Source organism: Cesiribacter sp. SM1, from assembly GCF_020178975.1.
In the GTDB taxonomy this organism is placed as follows: domain Bacteria; phylum Bacteroidota; class Bacteroidia; order Cytophagales; family Cyclobacteriaceae; genus Cesiribacter.
Window position 1 is genome coordinate 88,965 of the sequence record NZ_JAHXBU010000094.1, and the last position, 16,246, is coordinate 105,210.

12 protein-coding genes are annotated in these 16,246 nt (G+C 50.0%); 10 read left to right on the plus strand and 2 right to left on the minus strand.

What is annotated here, in order from left to right:
* Window positions 1–29 precede the first annotated feature (29 nt).
* The 8 genes from KWJ01_RS24650 to KWJ01_RS24685 all read left to right on the plus strand — a co-directional run bounded on the left by KWJ01_RS24650 (window position 30) and on the right by KWJ01_RS24685 (window position 9,906).
* Window positions 30–527, plus strand: a complete 498-nt coding sequence (locus KWJ01_RS24650; protein ID WP_224999797.1) for a hypothetical protein — start codon at window positions 30–32, stop codon at window positions 525–527.
* 325 nt (window positions 528–852) lie between these two features.
* Entirely contained in the window at window positions 853–3,825 is a 2,973-nt protein-coding gene (locus KWJ01_RS24655) for an AAA family ATPase (RefSeq protein ID WP_224999798.1), read from the plus strand.
* A 2-nt stretch (window positions 3,826–3,827) separates the two neighbouring features.
* The gene (locus KWJ01_RS24660) at window positions 3,828–4,832 is read left to right on the plus strand and encodes a mechanosensitive ion channel family protein (protein ID WP_224999799.1); all 1,005 of its coding nucleotides are present in this window, start codon (window positions 3,828–3,830) and stop codon (window positions 4,830–4,832) included.
* A gap of 51 nt (window positions 4,833–4,883) precedes the next feature.
* Window positions 4,884–5,330, plus strand: coding sequence for a GNAT family N-acetyltransferase (locus KWJ01_RS24665; RefSeq protein WP_224999800.1), 447 nt, complete (start codon window positions 4,884–4,886; stop codon window positions 5,328–5,330).
* A 191-nt stretch (window positions 5,331–5,521) separates the two neighbouring features.
* Window positions 5,522–6,145, plus strand: coding sequence for an NUDIX hydrolase N-terminal domain-containing protein (locus tag KWJ01_RS24670; protein WP_224999801.1), 624 nt, complete (start codon window positions 5,522–5,524; stop codon window positions 6,143–6,145).
* Window positions 6,146–6,233: 88 nt separating this feature from the next.
* Window positions 6,234–7,340 (plus strand): mandelate racemase/muconate lactonizing enzyme family protein, encoded by a 1,107-nt coding sequence (locus KWJ01_RS24675; protein WP_224999802.1) that lies wholly within the window; start codon window positions 6,234–6,236, stop codon window positions 7,338–7,340.
* Window positions 7,341–7,508: 168 nt separating this feature from the next.
* Complete coding sequence (locus KWJ01_RS24680; RefSeq protein WP_224999803.1) at window positions 7,509–9,164, plus strand: M1 family metallopeptidase; 1,656 nt, start codon at window positions 7,509–7,511, stop codon at window positions 9,162–9,164.
* Window positions 9,165–9,255: 91 nt separating this feature from the next.
* Window positions 9,256–9,906 carry an HAD family hydrolase gene (locus KWJ01_RS24685; protein WP_224999804.1) on the plus strand — a complete coding sequence of 217 codons (651 nt, stop codon included), beginning with the start codon at window positions 9,256–9,258 and terminating at the stop codon, window positions 9,904–9,906.
* 59 nt (window positions 9,907–9,965) lie between these two features.
* Here KWJ01_RS24685 and KWJ01_RS24690 read toward each other — a convergent pair whose 3' ends face one another.
* Window positions 9,966–13,214 carry a S41 family peptidase gene (locus KWJ01_RS24690; protein ID WP_224999805.1) on the minus strand — a complete coding sequence of 1,083 codons (3,249 nt, stop codon included), beginning with the start codon at window positions 13,212–13,214 and terminating at the stop codon, window positions 9,966–9,968.
* Window positions 13,215–13,500: 286 nt separating this feature from the next.
* Between KWJ01_RS24690 and KWJ01_RS24695 the strand changes: the two genes are divergently transcribed.
* On the plus strand, window positions 13,501–14,301 hold the full coding sequence (locus tag KWJ01_RS24695; RefSeq protein WP_224999806.1) for a DUF5602 domain-containing protein: 801 nt from the start codon (window positions 13,501–13,503) through the stop codon (window positions 14,299–14,301).
* 183 nt (window positions 14,302–14,484) lie between these two features.
* Entirely contained in the window at window positions 14,485–14,955 is a 471-nt protein-coding gene (locus KWJ01_RS24700) for a cupin domain-containing protein (RefSeq protein ID WP_224999807.1), read from the plus strand.
* Between the two features lie 212 nt (window positions 14,956–15,167).
* On the opposite strand, the gene KWJ01_RS24705 is transcribed toward KWJ01_RS24700, so the two are convergent.
* Complete coding sequence (locus tag KWJ01_RS24705; RefSeq protein ID WP_224999808.1) at window positions 15,168–16,193, minus strand: AraC family transcriptional regulator; 1,026 nt, start codon at window positions 16,191–16,193, stop codon at window positions 15,168–15,170.
* Window positions 16,194–16,246: the final 53 nt, after the last annotated feature.

Sequence of the window (16,246 nt, forward strand, 5' to 3'; positions counted from 1 at the left end):
GCTTACTTTTTAAACATAACAGAGCTGTTATGGGATATTCTGAAAAGATTCAGGAAGTTTTAAATGTCAGAAAGGGAGAAGGAAAGATTGTAAGCATGCTCATGCTTTACTCTTTCTTTCAAGCCATGGCCCTGGCATTATTCTTTACTGCCGCCGGTGCTATTTTTTTAACACACTACCCCATTACCAACCTTCCCTATGTATACATTGCTGCCGGCATACTACTGCTGCTGGTAAACAGCCTCTATGCCCAGTTCGAAAAGCACATCTCCGGCCGGGTACTTATTCTGGCAGAGGTGCTCATTCTGCTGCTAAGTATTTTGCTGTTCAGGCTTGGGTTTGCTTATGCCCAGGCCGGCTGGAGGCTGCTGGAGGGTAGCACACTACAGCTTAACGATGCCGCCACCCTGGAACTGCTCAACAACAAACTGGATAGCCCCTATGCTGGCGAGGTGCTTTATGCCCTGGATGTGCTTTGCAAAGGAAAAGGTGTTAAAAAACATGAACTGCTCGGCAGGCTAAGATGACCTCCAACAGGCAAATCACATAATCATCAGCAGCTTTCTCTTAGTTAAGTACAGCACTATACCCCGCCACCATTGCCCCAGTATTTACCCATACTGCTGCAGACAACCTCAGCAGCAACAAATAAACATCTGGCTTAACACAGGCCGAGCACCTCATTTTCCTGAAAAATGTAGCTGTAACTGATTGACTCAGCATCTTTTTAGTTCAGACAGGCCGCATCATTATAGAGGCAGCATTACCCTGCCTCTGCGCGAATGCCTCCTTAATTGTCGGGGCAAAAAATCAAATTTCCCGTATATTGACCCTCCGAAGCTAATTTAAAACATGGCGGCCCTAACCGAGCTACAATTCGAAGAAGTCAGTAACCTGCTGCAAAAGCACTTTCTAAGTCCGCTGGAGGCACGTATACAACACGCCGAAAACATACTGAAAGCTGTAGCCCTGCGGCTCGAAAAATGGGACCCCTCCTCCAAAACCGCTGCCACCGATCGCTTCAGACTCCGCACAGAACTAATCTCAATAGCAGAATCTCAGCTTCCGGAAAAAGACCAGCAGGAGTTCAATCACTACTTCCCCGACTTGGAGGCACAGCTCGATGCTTTTATCATGGAGCAGGAAGAAGTTCGGCTGGAAAGGCAGGTAGAAGAGCGTTTTGTACCTCAGGCCGATGATCCTGCCTGGCTGCGCTCTGCCAAGTTCTGGAAACGCAGAGCCCGCAGGCTTGGTCATATGGGCCAGGGTGTTGGCAACTGGTTCAGAAAAGCATCAGGAGGAGAAGAAAGTGCTCTGCAGCCCTGGCTCCATGAGGTGCCCTGGCAGCTGCTGTTACGGCAGCACCTGCAGGTACAGTTGCTGCATCGCCTCCAGGAGCTGATAGACATAGCTGAACAGCAGCGCCTGGCACTCTTACAAGCTGCCTACGACCTAAGCACCCTGCCCGACCGCCAGCCAGCCCCGGCCAGGATAGAAGTGCAGCAGGAGATTGAGCTGCGGCTGCAGCGCGCGCGCAATGCCAGGGAGCAAACCAGCGAACTGTTAAACCGCCAGCTCGATGCGGTGCTGGGCCGTTTGTACATTGAGCTGGAACAAGAGTATACCAAAGCAGGTACCCTGGAGCTGCCTGCCCGAAAGCTTAGACTGCCCCTGCTGCAGGAGCGGACAGGCAAACGCAGGCAGCAAATAGAAGATCAGCTCGCAGCGTGGCAAAACACACAACTGGCACTCTGCAACCACTGGCGCCTGCATTTGCAGCTACACAACACTGCCGGTGAGATATCTGATAAGTTTGATCTGGCCAGGCTGCAATGGCAGCAGGGCCTGCAAACGCAGGTATTTACTGGCTTCGATAAAGTAGCCGCCAGCTTAAAAAACATAAAAGCCACGCTTGCCCAGGCACCCCTGCCCGGGGCTTTTACAGAATGCAGGCACAAGCTGCGCCAGCAGGTTTCGCGCCAGGAAGTAGCCGCTACTGCCGATGCACTTACACAGCTATCTCTGCCCGAACAACTGCAGCAGCTGGAGGGTCCGCTGCAGGAGATCTTATCGGCCCTGCCGGAGCAAACGGTGCTTGCTCCCTACGGAGCAGGCAACGAGCTTACCCCCGTGCCTGCTGCTGCACTGGTAACAATACTACCCCGCGAGGTGGTAAGCCTGGAGGTGCTACCCATGGCCGTTCGCAGGCTGCTGCAGCTGCGCAACGATTTACTTCAGCAGGTAGAAGAAATACGGCTGCGACTGGGCGAGATGGAAGAGATGAGTCTCTTTAACCTGGATACTGCCCATGCTTACTGGGAGCAGCACCCCCAGGATGAACAGAAGGCGCGGGCTTTTGCCTTTGAAGGAATTGACCGCACCCGCACCCATGCAGCCAGTCTGCAGGAGCGCCTGCGCAACCTTAGCAGTACCACCTGGCAGGAGGTAGAGCAGCTGCAGCATCGCATCAGCCAAAGCTTATTTCAGCTCAATAATCTTGAGAATGTAAGAAGCCTGCAAATGCGGATGTTTAAAGCCCGCACCAGGCAACGTACCGAAACATTACAGGAAAAGGCCACAAAGCAGGCCCAAACCCTGCTTCCGCGTCTTCAGCAGTACCTAAGGAGTAGCCTAAGCTTTGCCGGCAGGCAGCAACAACGCATCCGCAGCCGCCTGGGCATAGAAGTGCGTTCGGCCTCCATTGCTACCGAACTCTCCGATTTCCTGGCCGAAAATGAGCAGTCGCTCCAGCGCCTGCCCTTTGTATACCAGCGCCTGTACACCGTAGAGCCGCTTACCGACGAGCTTTTCCTCATAGGCCGCACGGCAGAGCTGCAAACCCTGCAGGATGGGTACCGCCGCTGGAAGGAAGGTAAATTCTCACCCCTGCTCATCAGTGGCGAAAAAGGCAGTGGCTGCACCAGCCTGCTCAATGTTTTCCTCAAGCGCCTGCCGCAACAGCAGCAGGTAGCCCGCCTCTCCTTAACAAGCCCGGTGGCAGATCAGAAAGAACTGGCACAGCAGCTGGCCAGGGCAACAGGTTTGCCGGAGAACAGCGCTATGGATCAGGTCCTGGAATACCTGCAAAAGCCACAGTCGCCCCTGGTAATTGTAGTAGAAGACCTGCAGCACCTCTTCAGGCGCTGGGTAGGTGGCTTTGAGCTCATGAAGGCTTTTCTGGAGCTGGTGTCGCTTACCGGCAGAACGGTGTTCTGGCTCTGCAGCTGCACGCTTTACAGCTGGCAGTACCTCGACAGGGTGATGCAGGGATCTGAAACCTGGGAAAGAGTAGTATTTCTGCAGGAATTTACTCCGGCACAGTTGAGCGAATTAATCCTGCGCAGGCACAGGGTGAGCGGCTACCAGCTGCAGTTTGAGCCCGGCCCCAATGATCTGCAGAATAAAAAGTTTGTAGCCATGTCTGCCGAAGAACAGCAGACTTACCTGGAGGTAAAGTACTTCCAGAAGCTCTCCCTCTTTGCACAGAGCAACCTGCAGCTGGCCCTGCTTTACTGGTTGCGCTCTACGCTTGCCGTAAGCAAAAGCACTGTTAACATCAGCACTTCCCTTAATCCTGAATTTGGATTCCTGCTGCACATGACCCAGGCCCGCTACTTTATTTTGCATGCCCTGCTGCTGCACGAGCACCTAAGTGCCAGGGAACTTTCCCACATCTTCGGTGAAACTGAAAACAGCCAGCGCCGCCAGCTGCAAATGCTGCACGACGATGGTCTGCTGCTGCGCAATGAGGACAGGTTTAGCCTTAACCCGCTGCTCTACCGCCAGATTGTAAACGTGCTGAAACAAAAAAACCTGGTTCATTAAGTATGAAATACCACACCGCCTCCATAAAACTGCTCTTACTATTACCGCTCTGGCTACTGCCCCTGCTGCTGTTCTCTCAAAATACGGCAGAAACACCTTTGCAGGCACTCCAGGGCACAGCACCTGTTACAGTAAGAGTAGCCGATACACTGGTGGTACGCCAGGCTGCCGAAAAAGAACCTGCCCCACCCGTAGACGGAACCCAGCCACCCGACCTGGGCCAGATCTTTTCTTTCTGGAAAATCTTCTGGGCCCTGATTTTCCTGGCTGCCGGTTTTTTCCTGATCCGGATCATTACCGGGCTCCTGGAGCTTTGGGCAGAGCGCAGCACCACCCGCCGCATTACAGTAAAAGGTGTGGTACCGGTGGTACGCATAGTAGGCTGGATGCTGCTGTTCACCATCATCATCGGTGGCATCTTTCAGCCTCCTGCCGCCACTTTGCTGGCGCTATGGGCTTCTGTAGGCATTGCGGTTGGCTTTGCTGCACAGGATGTACTTAAAAACATCTTTGGCGGCATCACCATCCTGCTCGACAGGCCCTTTCAGGTAGGCGACAAAATAGAAATTGGCCCGCACTATGGCGAGGTGGTGGAGATAGGCCTGCGCTCTACCCGTATTGTTACGCCTGATGATTCGCTGGTAACAGTGCCCAACAGCGAGCTCATGAACCAGAGCGTAAGCAATTCCAATGCCGGTGAGGCTAACTGCCAGGTGGTGGCAGAGCTCTACCTGCCCCTGGGTGTAGATACCGCCCGCGTGCGACAGCTTGCTTATGAAGCTGCCCACGTAAGCCGCTTTATTTACCAGAACAAGCCTGTAACAGTACTCTTTTTCAATGAACTGAAGAACAACAGAAGCTGGCTTAAAATGCGGCTGAAAGCCTATGTAATGGATATTCGCTATGAGTTTACCTTCAAAAGCGAAATGACTGAAATTGTACTGCGGGAGCTGATAAAGGAAGGTTTGGTTGAGTTTGATGAAAAAGGTATCATGCGGATAGACTAAGCGCTGATTTTTACTAAAATTAGCATCAGCAATCAAATTCCTATCATCCAGATGAACCAGCAAGCTGCTGTCGTCATAAGCACCGACAAGAGCAAAATAAACATCGACTACGTGCACCATTTTTTGAGCACCAAGTCCTACTGGGCAAAAGGTATACCCAGCGAAACAGTGGCAAAAGCCATCAATAACTCCCTATGCTTTGTAGTACTGAAGAACGATGTGCAGATTGGCTTTGCCCGTGTAATTACAGATTATACCACCTTTGCCTACTTAGCCGATGTTTTTATAGACCCCGGACATCGCGGATTTGGCTATTCAAAAATTTTAGTGGCAGAAATAGTGGGTAACCCCCAGCTTCAGGGGCTAAGGAGGTGGATGCTCATGACTGCCGATGCACACAGCCTCTACGAGCAGTTTGGGTTCAGTATGCTGGCTAAACCCGAAAGAGCCATGGAAATTTCTAATCCTGATATTTATACAAAGGCTGAAAGGCAGTAACATGCCACCAAAACCAGGTGAAGCTTAGCCGCAGCAGTTGTAAAAAAATTCACACATCCTTAATAACAAAGAGCATATAACTGCATAGAGAAAGCAACAAAATTTGAATAATTGCTTTTAAATTGCCCTCTCTCTACCTTTTAACTTACAGCAGGCAACATCTAGTACTGCTATTTTTAAGCCAAAGCAACATGACAACAAACGAAGTGCTTAACGATATTAAAAGACTGAAAACCCTGGCAGATACCGGTCTGCTTTACGCCACCAACGAATACGACAGAGACCGCTACATAGAACTCCAGGACATTAGCTATCGGCTCCTAAGCAACCTCAGCGGGAGTACGGAAGAGGAGCTAAGGGCATCGTTTGCCCCGGTAAAAGAATATCCAACACCTAAGGTTGATGTAAGAGGCCTCGTTATACGCGGTGATGGCAAAATACTGATGGTAAAGGAAAGCGCCGATGGTAAATGGGCCCTGCCCGGCGGCTGGGCCGATATTGGCTATAGCCCCAAAGAATCCATCATCAAGGAATGTAAAGAAGAAGCAGGCATCGATGTGGTACCAGAGCGATTGCTGGCAGTATATGATAAAAAAATGCACCCGCATCCGCCAGAGCAGTACTACATTTATAAAATAGCCATCCTGTGCAGGGCTACTTCTTTTGAATTGAACAAAGGTTTCGATGTGCTGGATGTGGGCTATTTTGACATCAGTAACCTGCCTGAATTATCCGAAGACCGGAATCTGAAAAGCCAGATTGAAATGCTTTACCAAAAAGCACTATCTTCAGATACAGAAGCTTACTGCGATTAATCTGCATCGGGTATTTTCGTAGGGGTAGAAACTCACTCCCGGAATGATTTTTTAATGCTGGCACTGTTTAACAGAAAGGGCAGAAACTATGCAAATCGACCAAATAGAGTTGTACCAATCCCGCATAAAGCTCAGGGAGCCCTTTATCATCTCTTTGGGGCCACTGGAGTGGGCCGAACATATAGTTGTAATTATCCGCACAACGGATGGCTTAAAGGGCTACGGCGAGTGTAGTCCCTTTATGACGATCAATGGAGAAACAGTAGATACCTGCTATGTAGTGGGACAGCTGCTGGCAAAGGTGCTGCTGGGAAAAGATCCGCTACGGCTGGAGGAGTGTGCCCTGCTCATGGACAAACTGATCTGGGGCAACAGCAGTATTAAAAGTGCCTTCAGCATTGCCCTTTACGATATTGCCGCACAAGAGGCAGGGCTTCCGCTCTGGGCCTTCCTGGGTGGTAAAAAAGATAAAACCCTCTTCACCGACTATACCGTTAGCCTTAGCAGTACTAAAAAAATGGCTGCTGATGCACTGTGGATAAAAGAGCAGGGGTACGGTGTGGTGAAAGTAAAGCTGGGTGGCCGTGGAGAAGAAGACATTGAGCGCATCTGCGCCATTCGTGATGCCATCGGAAATGAATTACCCCTCCGGATAGATGCCAACCAGGGCTGGAGTGCCGAAACAGCCATTGCTACCCTAAAAGCCCTGGCACCCTGCAATATTCAGCATTGCGAGGAACCCATTCCCCGCTGGGATTTTATGAACCTGCCAACTGTAAGAGCGCAAAGCCCGGTTCCCATCATGGCCGATGAATCCTGCTGCGACCACCACGATGCCGCAAGGCTCATTCAGCTGCAGGCCTGCGATTCGCTCAACATCAAACTTGGCAAATCATCGGGTTTCCTGAATGCCCAAAAAATAGTGGCACTGGCCGATGAAAAAGAAACGCCCATGCAGGTAGGCGGCTTCCTGGAATCGAGGCTGGGCTTTACTGCCTCGGCCCACCTGGCACTCTCCAGCAAAAATATCATCCATTTCGATTTTGATACCCCGCTCATGCAAACTGAGGATCCGGTGGTGGGCGGCATCAGCTATGGCAGGGGGGGCGAAGTGCAGGTGCCCGATACACCCGGATTAGGGGCAGGCATAGACGAAGAATTTCTAAAAGGAAAACCATGCATAACCATTAAATAAAACCCTTGATTGTAGCCAACAAGGCTTATTCGCAGGGTTTTAAAATACACCTGCCCTTGTACTTTACCCTATTTCAACAAGAATCAGGCTTTCTGAAGCGTTTGCTTAAGAAAGCAATGTTAATTTGCAGTTTAATCGGGCTGCAGCCAGCAGCCCCAGCTATTCTACATGACGCACACAAGTAAGTTTTCCCTGTTACTCCTGGCCTGCCTGCTGCTGTTTGCAGGAGGTCTCCATGCCCAAACACCCACCTTTACCAGACAAGACTCCCTGCGGGGCTCCGTTACCCCGGAGCGTGCCTGGTGGGATCTTACCTATTATCACCTGAAAGTTGGGGTAAACCCCGACCAGAGGAGCATCAGCGGCAGCAATGTTATTCAGTATAAAGTGTTACAGCCCGGCCAGCGCCTGCAGCTGGACCTGCAGGCGCCCATGCGGCTGGAAAAGGTAGTACAAAACGGAAAGCCACTGGAGGTAAGCCAGGAAGGCAGTGCTTACTTTATAACCCTGCCCCAGGCGCAGGAGCCCGGAAGCGTATACAGCCTGGAAGCTTTCTTTGGCGGCACGCCTATTGTAGCCAAAAACCCGCCCTGGGATGGCGGCCTGGTGTGGTCTAAAGATGCCAAAGGCAAGCCTTTTATTGCCAATGCCAACCAGGGTGCCGGCGCCAGCATCTGGTGGCCCAATAAAGATCACGATTTCGACGAGCCCGACAGCATGCTGATCTCCGTGCGGGTACCCAAAGGCCTGACGGACGTATCGAACGGGCAGCTGCGCGGAATCGACAAACACCGGGGTGGTGACAAGACCTACCACTGGTTTGTGAGCAACCCCATCAACAACTACGGTGTTAACATTAACATTGCCGACTATGCTCATTTCTCCGATACATTCCAGGGCGAAAAAGGAAACCTCGACCTCAACTATTATGTGCTGAAAGAAAACCTGGAAAAGGCTAAAGAGCAGTTTAAGCAGGTAAAACCCATGCTGCGGGCTTTTGAGCACTGGTTTGGACCCTATCCTTTTTATGAAGATGGCTATAAGCTGGTTGAAGCGCCTTACCTGGGCATGGAACACCAGAGTTCAGTTACCTATGGCAACGGTTACCAGAATGGCTACAAAGGCCAGGACTGGAGCAAGACCGGCCATGGCCTGAAGTTTGACTTTATCATCATTCACGAATCGGCCCACGAGTGGTTTGCCAACAACATCACCAATTACGATGTGGCCGATATGTGGATTCACGAAGGCTTTACCGCCTATGCAGAAAATCTGTACCTGGAGTACCTTTTCGACAAAAAAGCAGGCAGTGAGTATGTACGTGGTACCCGTACCGCCATCCGCAACGACAGGCCCATTATTGGCTACTATGGTGTAAACCAGAGCGGCTCTTCCGATATGTATTTCAAAGGTGCCAATATGCTGCACACCCTGCGCCAGATTGTGAACGATGATGAAAAATGGAGGCAGATCCTGCGCGGCCTCAACAAAGAGTTTTACCACCAGACGGTAAGCACCCAGCAGGTAGAAAGCTACCTAAGCCGGCAAATTGGCCGGGAGCTGAAGCCTTTCTTTGACCAATACCTGCGCACAATCCTGGTGCCCACACTGGAGTACCGCTTTATAAACGGGATTCTCTCCTACCGCTGGACGAACACCGTTCCCGACTTTAACATGCCTGTACTCGTAACCCTAAATGGAAAAGAACTTTGGCTGGAGCCTACTACACAATGGCAGTCGCGGGATGGTGTTGGCGAAGGCACCAGCCTGGAGGTTGACCCTGACTTTTATGTAGGTGAGCAGAACATAACCATAACACCTTAGGTTTTCCTTTACCAGCTATCAGCAGAACAAGCAGAAAGAGAGGCAGCTTTTCTGTGTGGTAGATTTTTGATTCCTGAATAAGCAGAAACCCGTGATCAATAAACATACAGCACTAAAAAATAACATCGACAGCATCATCTTCGACCTGGACGGCACCCTATGGGACTCTACCGCTACGGTTGCAAAAGCCTGGCAGTCTGCCATAGACAAAGTAGATTTTGTAGAAGAGACCATGACCCAGGAGAAGGTACGCTCCATTACCGGCATGCCCTATGATGCCATTTACCTGAAACTATACCCAGGCCTAAGCCAGGAGCAGCGTACTACACTGATGCGTATCTGCGGAGAAGAAGAGCTGGTGTATTTGCGCAAAGAAGGAGGTGTTTTGTATCCAGGACTGGTAGAAACCCTTACCTACTTAAAAGAGAAATACCCGCTCTTTATTGTAAGCAACTGCCAGAGCGGCTACATCGAAGCATTTTTGGAGCACTACCAGCTGCATCGTTTCTTCACGGATATTGAATGCTTCGGCAACACCAATCAGCCAAAATCAAGCAACATCAGGGCAGTAATTGAAAGAAACAGCTTACAATCACCCGTGTATGTTGGTGATACCATGGGCGATTACCAGGCCAGCCAGGGAGCTAAGGTTCCCTTTATCTACACCACCTTTGGCTTTGGAGAGGTGCCCGAGGCAGATGCTGTTATCACCCAGTTTACAGATCTGAAGGAATTGCTGTAAATAAAAAAGACCCAGCCGTAGCAACACAGCCGGGTCTTTCATTATCAAGTAGTTTATTTCTACTTTGTTTCCTGTAGCAGCAGCTCTACTGCTTTTGCAATTTGCTGATCCTCGCCGGCAATAAGGGCAGATGGGTCATTCTGCACCTTTACATCCGGCTCCAGCTGGTTATTTTCCAGGTATTTGCCATCAGGGGTTAACATGCCAATCTGGGGAATGCCAAACACCAGGGTAGGATCAATTTGGCGCTCCCACCACACAGCAGTTCCGGTACCGGGAACAGGCATACCCACTAACTTGCCAATTCCTTTGGCTTTGTATGCGTAGGGGAACATGTGCGCATCGGAATAATTGCCCTCGCCCATTACCACAATAGAGGGTTTGCTCCATTTGGCTATTGGCTCTGTACCCAGGCGCTGTTCTCTTGGCGCAAATTCCAGATAAGCTTCGCCACTTAGTAAGGTAGCCAGGTCTTCGTGCAGCCAGCCACCACCATTAAAGCGGGTATCTACCACAATGGCCTGTTTGCCATGGTTTTTACCCAATACATCCTCAACAGTTGTACGGTAGCTGTTATCGTTCATACCGCGAACGTGCACATAGCCTATTTTACCGCCAGATAGCTTGTTTACCAGGGCCCGCTGGTTTTCCACCCAACGCAGGTAGCGCAGCTCCATTTCCTCGCCGGTAGAAATTGGTTTCAGCACCTCTTCCCAACGTTGTTTAGTAGCAGGATCGTAGAGTGCGAGCAAGGTATTCTGGCCTTCCTTCCTGTTCAGCAGGGTGTACATATTTACTTCAGGCGTAAGGGCCACACCATCTACTTTTTCAATCACCACTCCTTTTTTAACCTTTGAGGCAGCCTTATCGAGCGGACCGCCATTCAACACTTCGGCCACCTGAACACCTTGTCCTGTATAAGCTGGTTCGTAAAAGAGGCCTAAGGAAGCTGTTTTATCTGCCATCTTAGCTTCCGGACGATAGCGTGCCCCTGTATGAGAAGCATTGAGCTCACCCAACATTTCGCTAAGCATCTCGGCAAAATCGTAGTTGTTGTTGATGTGTGGCAGGAAGCGTGCATACTCCTGCTTATAGAAATTCCAGTCTACGCCGTGCAGATCGCTTACATAAAACTTCTTCTGTACCTGCCGCCAGGCATGATCGAAAATATACTCGCGCTCCTGCTGGCGAACCAGGTTCATTTCAGCATTGATGCTCACCGGCTTTTTCTCATTGGTCTTAATCTCAATCCTGAAGATCTTCCCATCAGCCTGCACAAAAAGGTTCTCCCCTTTCTTGTCCATCACCAGGCTGTTTGCATTTCCACCCAGTTTAGTGAGCACTTTAGTACTCTTATCTCTGAGATCCGTTACCCACAGGTCGTATCCTTTATCAATGTTGGAGATGTAGTACAGCTTTTCACCATCTGGTGATACCACGGCATCGGAAAGGGTGGTAGAATGAATAGTTAAGCGCTCCCGGCGGTTCTGAATATTATCCAGCTCAACCTGTACAGGCTTTACTTTGTCATCCTTTTTCTCATCACCCTTTTTCTTATTCTTTTCTTTTGCCTCGGCTTCGGCTTTCTCCCTTTCTTCCTTATCCTTTTTTTCCTGCTCACTTAGCAGGGCATAATCGGCTTTGTTCAGTTTGTAGCGGTCGTGGGCTTCTTTGGTCATAAACATGCCGTAGATGTCCAACTCTCCACCCCAGCTGCCGTGGTTTTTCTGTCCGTCGCGGTCGGCAGCCCAGTATATCATTTTACCCTCCGGACCCCACTTAGGCATGCCATCGCTGTAGCCGCTTTGTGTCAGGTTCACAACCTTGCCATCACCGCTGGCACTTACCAGGCCAACTTCGTCTGTCCAGCTGTTAGGCTCCAGGTACTGTACCAGCATCCACTTGCCATCAGGCGACCAGGCGTAGTGCTGATCTCCATCAGAATAAGAGTAATTATAATTACCATCTAAAATGGTGCGGCTTTTTTTACTATCCAAGTTAACTACCTTCAGGGTAGTGCGCTCCTCAAGATAGGCTACTTCTCTGCCATTTGGTGAGTAGGCCGGCTGGAATTCCTCATTTTCAGTAGCCACCAGCGGTGTTTCTTTCAGCAGGGTAGCAGAATAAAAATAAGGCTCTTCTTTGCGGGATATGGTACTCAGGTATACATTCCAGCTGCCTTCACGCTCGGCAGCATAGAGCAGCGAGCGGCCATCGGGGCTAAAGCTTACTGAGCGCTCCTGCTGAGGAGTGTTGGTTACTTTTTTAGAAACGCCATCCTCTACCGATACCACATATACCTCGCCCCGAACAATCAGGGCCACTTCTTTACCATTGGGCGAAAGTGCCATTTCAGTAATGTTGGCGTTCACCGGCAGAATATCAGCCGTAAGGGTACGGCCATCTACCATAATTTCAACAGGAACCTTAGTTGGCTGGCTGCCCGGCTTCTGCAGGTATATTTCGCCATTGTAGCTATAGCTAAGGGTACCATCTTTGGCCGCAGAAAGGAAGCGCACCGGGTGTTTTTCAAAATTACTGATCTGCTCTACCTGCTGTGGGTTTTTAGCGTCCATTTTATAGACATTAAACGAACCGCCGTTGCGCTCACTTAAAAAGTATACAGCATTACCTGCTGCAATGGGGCTACGGTCCTCGCCCTCTAGGGTGGTAAGCTGCGTAAACTTTTTAGTGGCTGGCTCAAAGCGCCACAGGTCGCGCGTTACCGAAGAGGTGTGGTGTTTGCGCCAGGGGTCCTCATACCCCTTACGATCGTGGTACAGGATGGCTGAACCATCGGCTGTATAAGTAGCATCTTCGGCTGTTACAGCTACTACCATTGCCGGAGTACCGCCGCTAAGTGCCACCTGGTACAGCTCTGGCAGGCCTCCATAGGGGAACTGCATGTTAGAAGCCAGATCGGTACGCAGCGAGCTGAAAAGCACTGTTTTACCATCCGGGCTAAAGCTGGAAGGCACATCGTCTGCAGAATGGAAAGTAAGCCGCCTGGCTTCGCCACCACGGGCAGGCATCACAAAAATATCGAAGTTGCCGTAGCGGTCAGATGCAAACGCAATGCTCTGCCCGTCGGGCGACCACACGGGCCGGTAATCGTGGGCATCGTGCAGTGTAAGTGGCACAGCCGTGCCACCGCTGGCAGGCACCCGGAACAGATCGCCTTTATAACTAAAAACAATAGTTTGCCCATCTGGTGAAAGGGCTGGATAGCGCATCCACAGTGGAGCCTCCTGCGCCCCTGCCGGTAAGAACAGGGAGCAGGCTAACAGAACAAGTAAAATCCTCTTCATGAATAATAAATTATAAAACAACAGCCTTAAAAGTAGAGCTGAAATGTTAGAACATCAATAGGATCCTGCTTTTATGCCCCTGAAAGCAACAGTATTTTTATAAAATATAGTCTGCAGCTTTTGCCTGAACCAGCCTACAGCGATCCTAATGAAATGAGAAAGTACTGACACCCTGAGGCCCTGGCACTTTTTAACCGTTTTATTGCACTTTTTAACACCTGCCAACCAAAAGGCAGCAGCTACCTTTGCTTTATAAACACACAAAATCAAAGTTGATAAAGCAAAAATGAAGAAGTCACTTAAAAAGTCGCTTGTAGTGCTGATGGCTACCGTACTTACGCTATCAGCCTGTGAAAAAGATGGGGCCACCCCTGCCATGTCTGGTACATACCAGGGCAAGAAAACATCGGTAGGTGATGGCAAGGCCTGGGCATGGATCACTGTTGAAAAGGGAGTGCCTGCAGCGGTTGGCATCACGCTCGACAGCAAAGCTTTTAACAGCTTTTCAGAAGGCATGCATACCCAGCACGATGGTCCACCTACCGAGTATGTTCTGGAGCTGCCAAAGCAAAAGTCACTCACGCCATTCGACCACATTTCTTTCGACTGGGCTGCTCATGGACATGCACCCGAGGGTGTATACACCGTACCTCACTTCGATGTGCACTTTTACATGAGCACGCAGGCAGAGCGCCAGGCAATTCTGCCAGATGACCCGAAATCAGAAATTTTCCCCGCACCGGCTTATATGCCTGCACAGCACGTTCCCATCCCCGGCAGTGTACCCTTCATGGGCAAGCATTGGGTAGACGTAACATCACCTGAATTAAATGGCGGACCTTTTACGACTACTTTTATCTATGGCAGCTACAATGGCAAAGTAAGCTTTTACGAACCTATGATTAACTACAGCTGGCTGCAGACCAAGCCAACAATTACAAAAGACATTCCGCAACCTGAGGCTTACAGCACAGCCGGCTACTATCCTACAAGGTACAAGATCAGCTATGATAGCAGCAAAGACGAGTATCACATTGTACTGGAGGACATGATCTCCCGGCAGGAAACCCCGCTGGAGGCTCAGTAGCCCTTGGCACTCCTCCCCTGAACTATTCACTATTGCTGCCTCTACTACCCATTTACCAGGTTCTACCTGGCCAGAGAAAAACCGCAGCACTCTCCCAGCTTATGCTCTTTACGATTCATGCCCACACAACAAGGTCGGTGGTTATTCAATAAAAACTTTTACAAACCCTTATATTTTATTTTTATGGAAATGCTACAAACAAAGCCTTATGCAGGCACAGGTGAACTACGCTGGCACTTAGGCACACTCATGAACGTGCTAATCACTCATGAGCAAACCAATGGCGATTTTGCCATTGTTGGTTTCACTATTCAGCAGGGCGCAGAGCCACCAAGGCATACCCACACCAAAGAAGACGAAACCTTTATCATGCAGGAAGGCAGCGTAACTTTTCAGATTGGCGAAGAAACCATAGAAGCAAAACCCGGCATGACCGTTTATGCGCCCCGAGGTCTGGCACACAGCTTTACACTCAAATCACCAACTGCCAGGTTTTTGGTGATCGTTACTCCTGGCCGTTTCGTTGATTTCTTTATAAACAACAGCGAACCAGCCCCAGGTAACATACTGCCCCCTGCCCCACAGGGGCCGCCGCCGGCAGAAGCCATTGCACAGATTATTGCAGAAGCCAGCAGGTACAGTGTTTCTTTCTAAAGAGCATGCCCTACTGCCAGATTAGCTGATTAACCTCAGGCACAGACAGATCACAACAGACTGGTTAAGCCAATTGCTTAACCAGTCTTTTTTTTGCTGGTGCAGCATAAACACCAACTCTGGCAGCAATCAACTAGCTGACTGGTTTTAAATGCAGAGCTGTGCCCCTGCATGCGCATATTTTTAAGACAGAAAAATAAAGACAAAAAGTGTTAACGGGCAAGCAGAAGTGGTTTATAGCTCCTGGGGCTTTCGCCGGTCCATTTGCGGAAGGCTTTGCGAAAGGCTGCGGCTTCGCTATAGCCAAGCTTATCGGAAATTTCTGTAATGGAATAACGGTTGCTGCGCAGCAAACAAAGGGCCTCTTCTTTTTTTACCCCATCGAGCAGCTGCTGAAAAGTAACCCCCTCCAGCTCTAGCTTTCGCTGCAGCGACCGGAGCGACATAGCTGCATCAAGGGCAATGAGCTGTATGCTCACTGGTTTTCCTGTGCTAAGCCTGCACTTGATTAACTTACACACCTGTTCGCTAAGCTGTAGATCAGTTGTGTGTACCGCCAGTGCCTCTTCCAGAAACTGCTCCAGGTATTTGTAAAAGTTAAGGTTATAGCCTGAGATAGAATGCTGGAGCTCCTTTTTGTGGAAGTAGAGCCGATTACCTACCTGTCCAAAGGCCAGCGGGGCTTTAAAAGCCTGTTCAAGCGTGTGGGCCTGCGGGGGATAATAGCTGAAGGTTACCTTAGCAGGAATAACAGGATGTTTTGCCAGGCTCTCTAAAAAATGTAAGGTGGCGGAGAGCATGTATTCCACACTGTTCCGGCAGGAAACTTGCCACTGATCCTGCCAGCCCTGTTCAGGGGTTATCTGCAGTACCACCAGCTCGCCTTCGGCAAACAAATCAAAGTAAATGCTTTTTGTAAACGAGGAGTGATATTTGCATAAAACCTCCAGGGCAGTGCGCAGGTCAGGACAAATCTGCATCAGCTGCCCTACAGCTCCCCAACTGCTAAGACTGGCCTTTCTGCCTGCCAGCAAGCCTACACTTGCTGCTGCAGTACACTCGCTGGCATGGCTGAATATTTTCTCCAGCATCTGTACTCCCACCACAGCATTTGGGTTAGAAAGCTCCTCCTGTTTAAGCCCAACCATTCTCCAGAATGCAGCAATCTCTGCCTCTGTCTGGCACATGCCATACACGATATCTTTCACCAGGCCTATATTTGCTGCAGCAGAAAGCATGTTGGCTATCTATAGTCTTTTCCGGTTTAAAACCGGACTTGATGATCGTGGGA

Excerpts from the sequence above, each read along its gene's own strand:
- KWJ01_RS24690 (WP_224999805.1), bottom strand. The coding sequence starts at position 13,214 with ATGAAGAGGATTTTACTTGTTCTGTTAGCCTGCTCCCTGTTCTTACCG.
- KWJ01_RS24700 (WP_224999807.1), top strand. The coding sequence starts at position 14,485 with ATGGAAATGCTACAAACAAAGCCTTATGCAGGCACAGGTGAACTACGC.
- KWJ01_RS24675 (WP_224999802.1), top strand. The coding sequence starts at position 6,234 with ATGCAAATCGACCAAATAGAGTTGTACCAATCCCGCATAAAGCTCAGG.
- KWJ01_RS24680 (WP_224999803.1), top strand. The coding sequence starts at position 7,509 with ATGACGCACACAAGTAAGTTTTCCCTGTTACTCCTGGCCTGCCTGCTG.
- KWJ01_RS24665 (WP_224999800.1), top strand. The coding sequence starts at position 4,884 with ATGAACCAGCAAGCTGCTGTCGTCATAAGCACCGACAAGAGCAAAATA.
- KWJ01_RS24655 (WP_224999798.1), top strand. The coding sequence starts at position 853 with ATGGCGGCCCTAACCGAGCTACAATTCGAAGAAGTCAGTAACCTGCTG.
- KWJ01_RS24705 (WP_224999808.1), bottom strand. The coding sequence starts at position 16,193 with ATGCTTTCTGCTGCAGCAAATATAGGCCTGGTGAAAGATATCGTGTAT.
- KWJ01_RS24670 (WP_224999801.1), top strand. The coding sequence starts at position 5,522 with ATGACAACAAACGAAGTGCTTAACGATATTAAAAGACTGAAAACCCTG.
- KWJ01_RS24660 (WP_224999799.1), top strand. The coding sequence starts at position 3,828 with ATGAAATACCACACCGCCTCCATAAAACTGCTCTTACTATTACCGCTC.
- KWJ01_RS24650 (WP_224999797.1), top strand. The coding sequence starts at position 30 with ATGGGATATTCTGAAAAGATTCAGGAAGTTTTAAATGTCAGAAAGGGA.
- KWJ01_RS24695 (WP_224999806.1), top strand. The coding sequence starts at position 13,501 with ATGAAGAAGTCACTTAAAAAGTCGCTTGTAGTGCTGATGGCTACCGTA.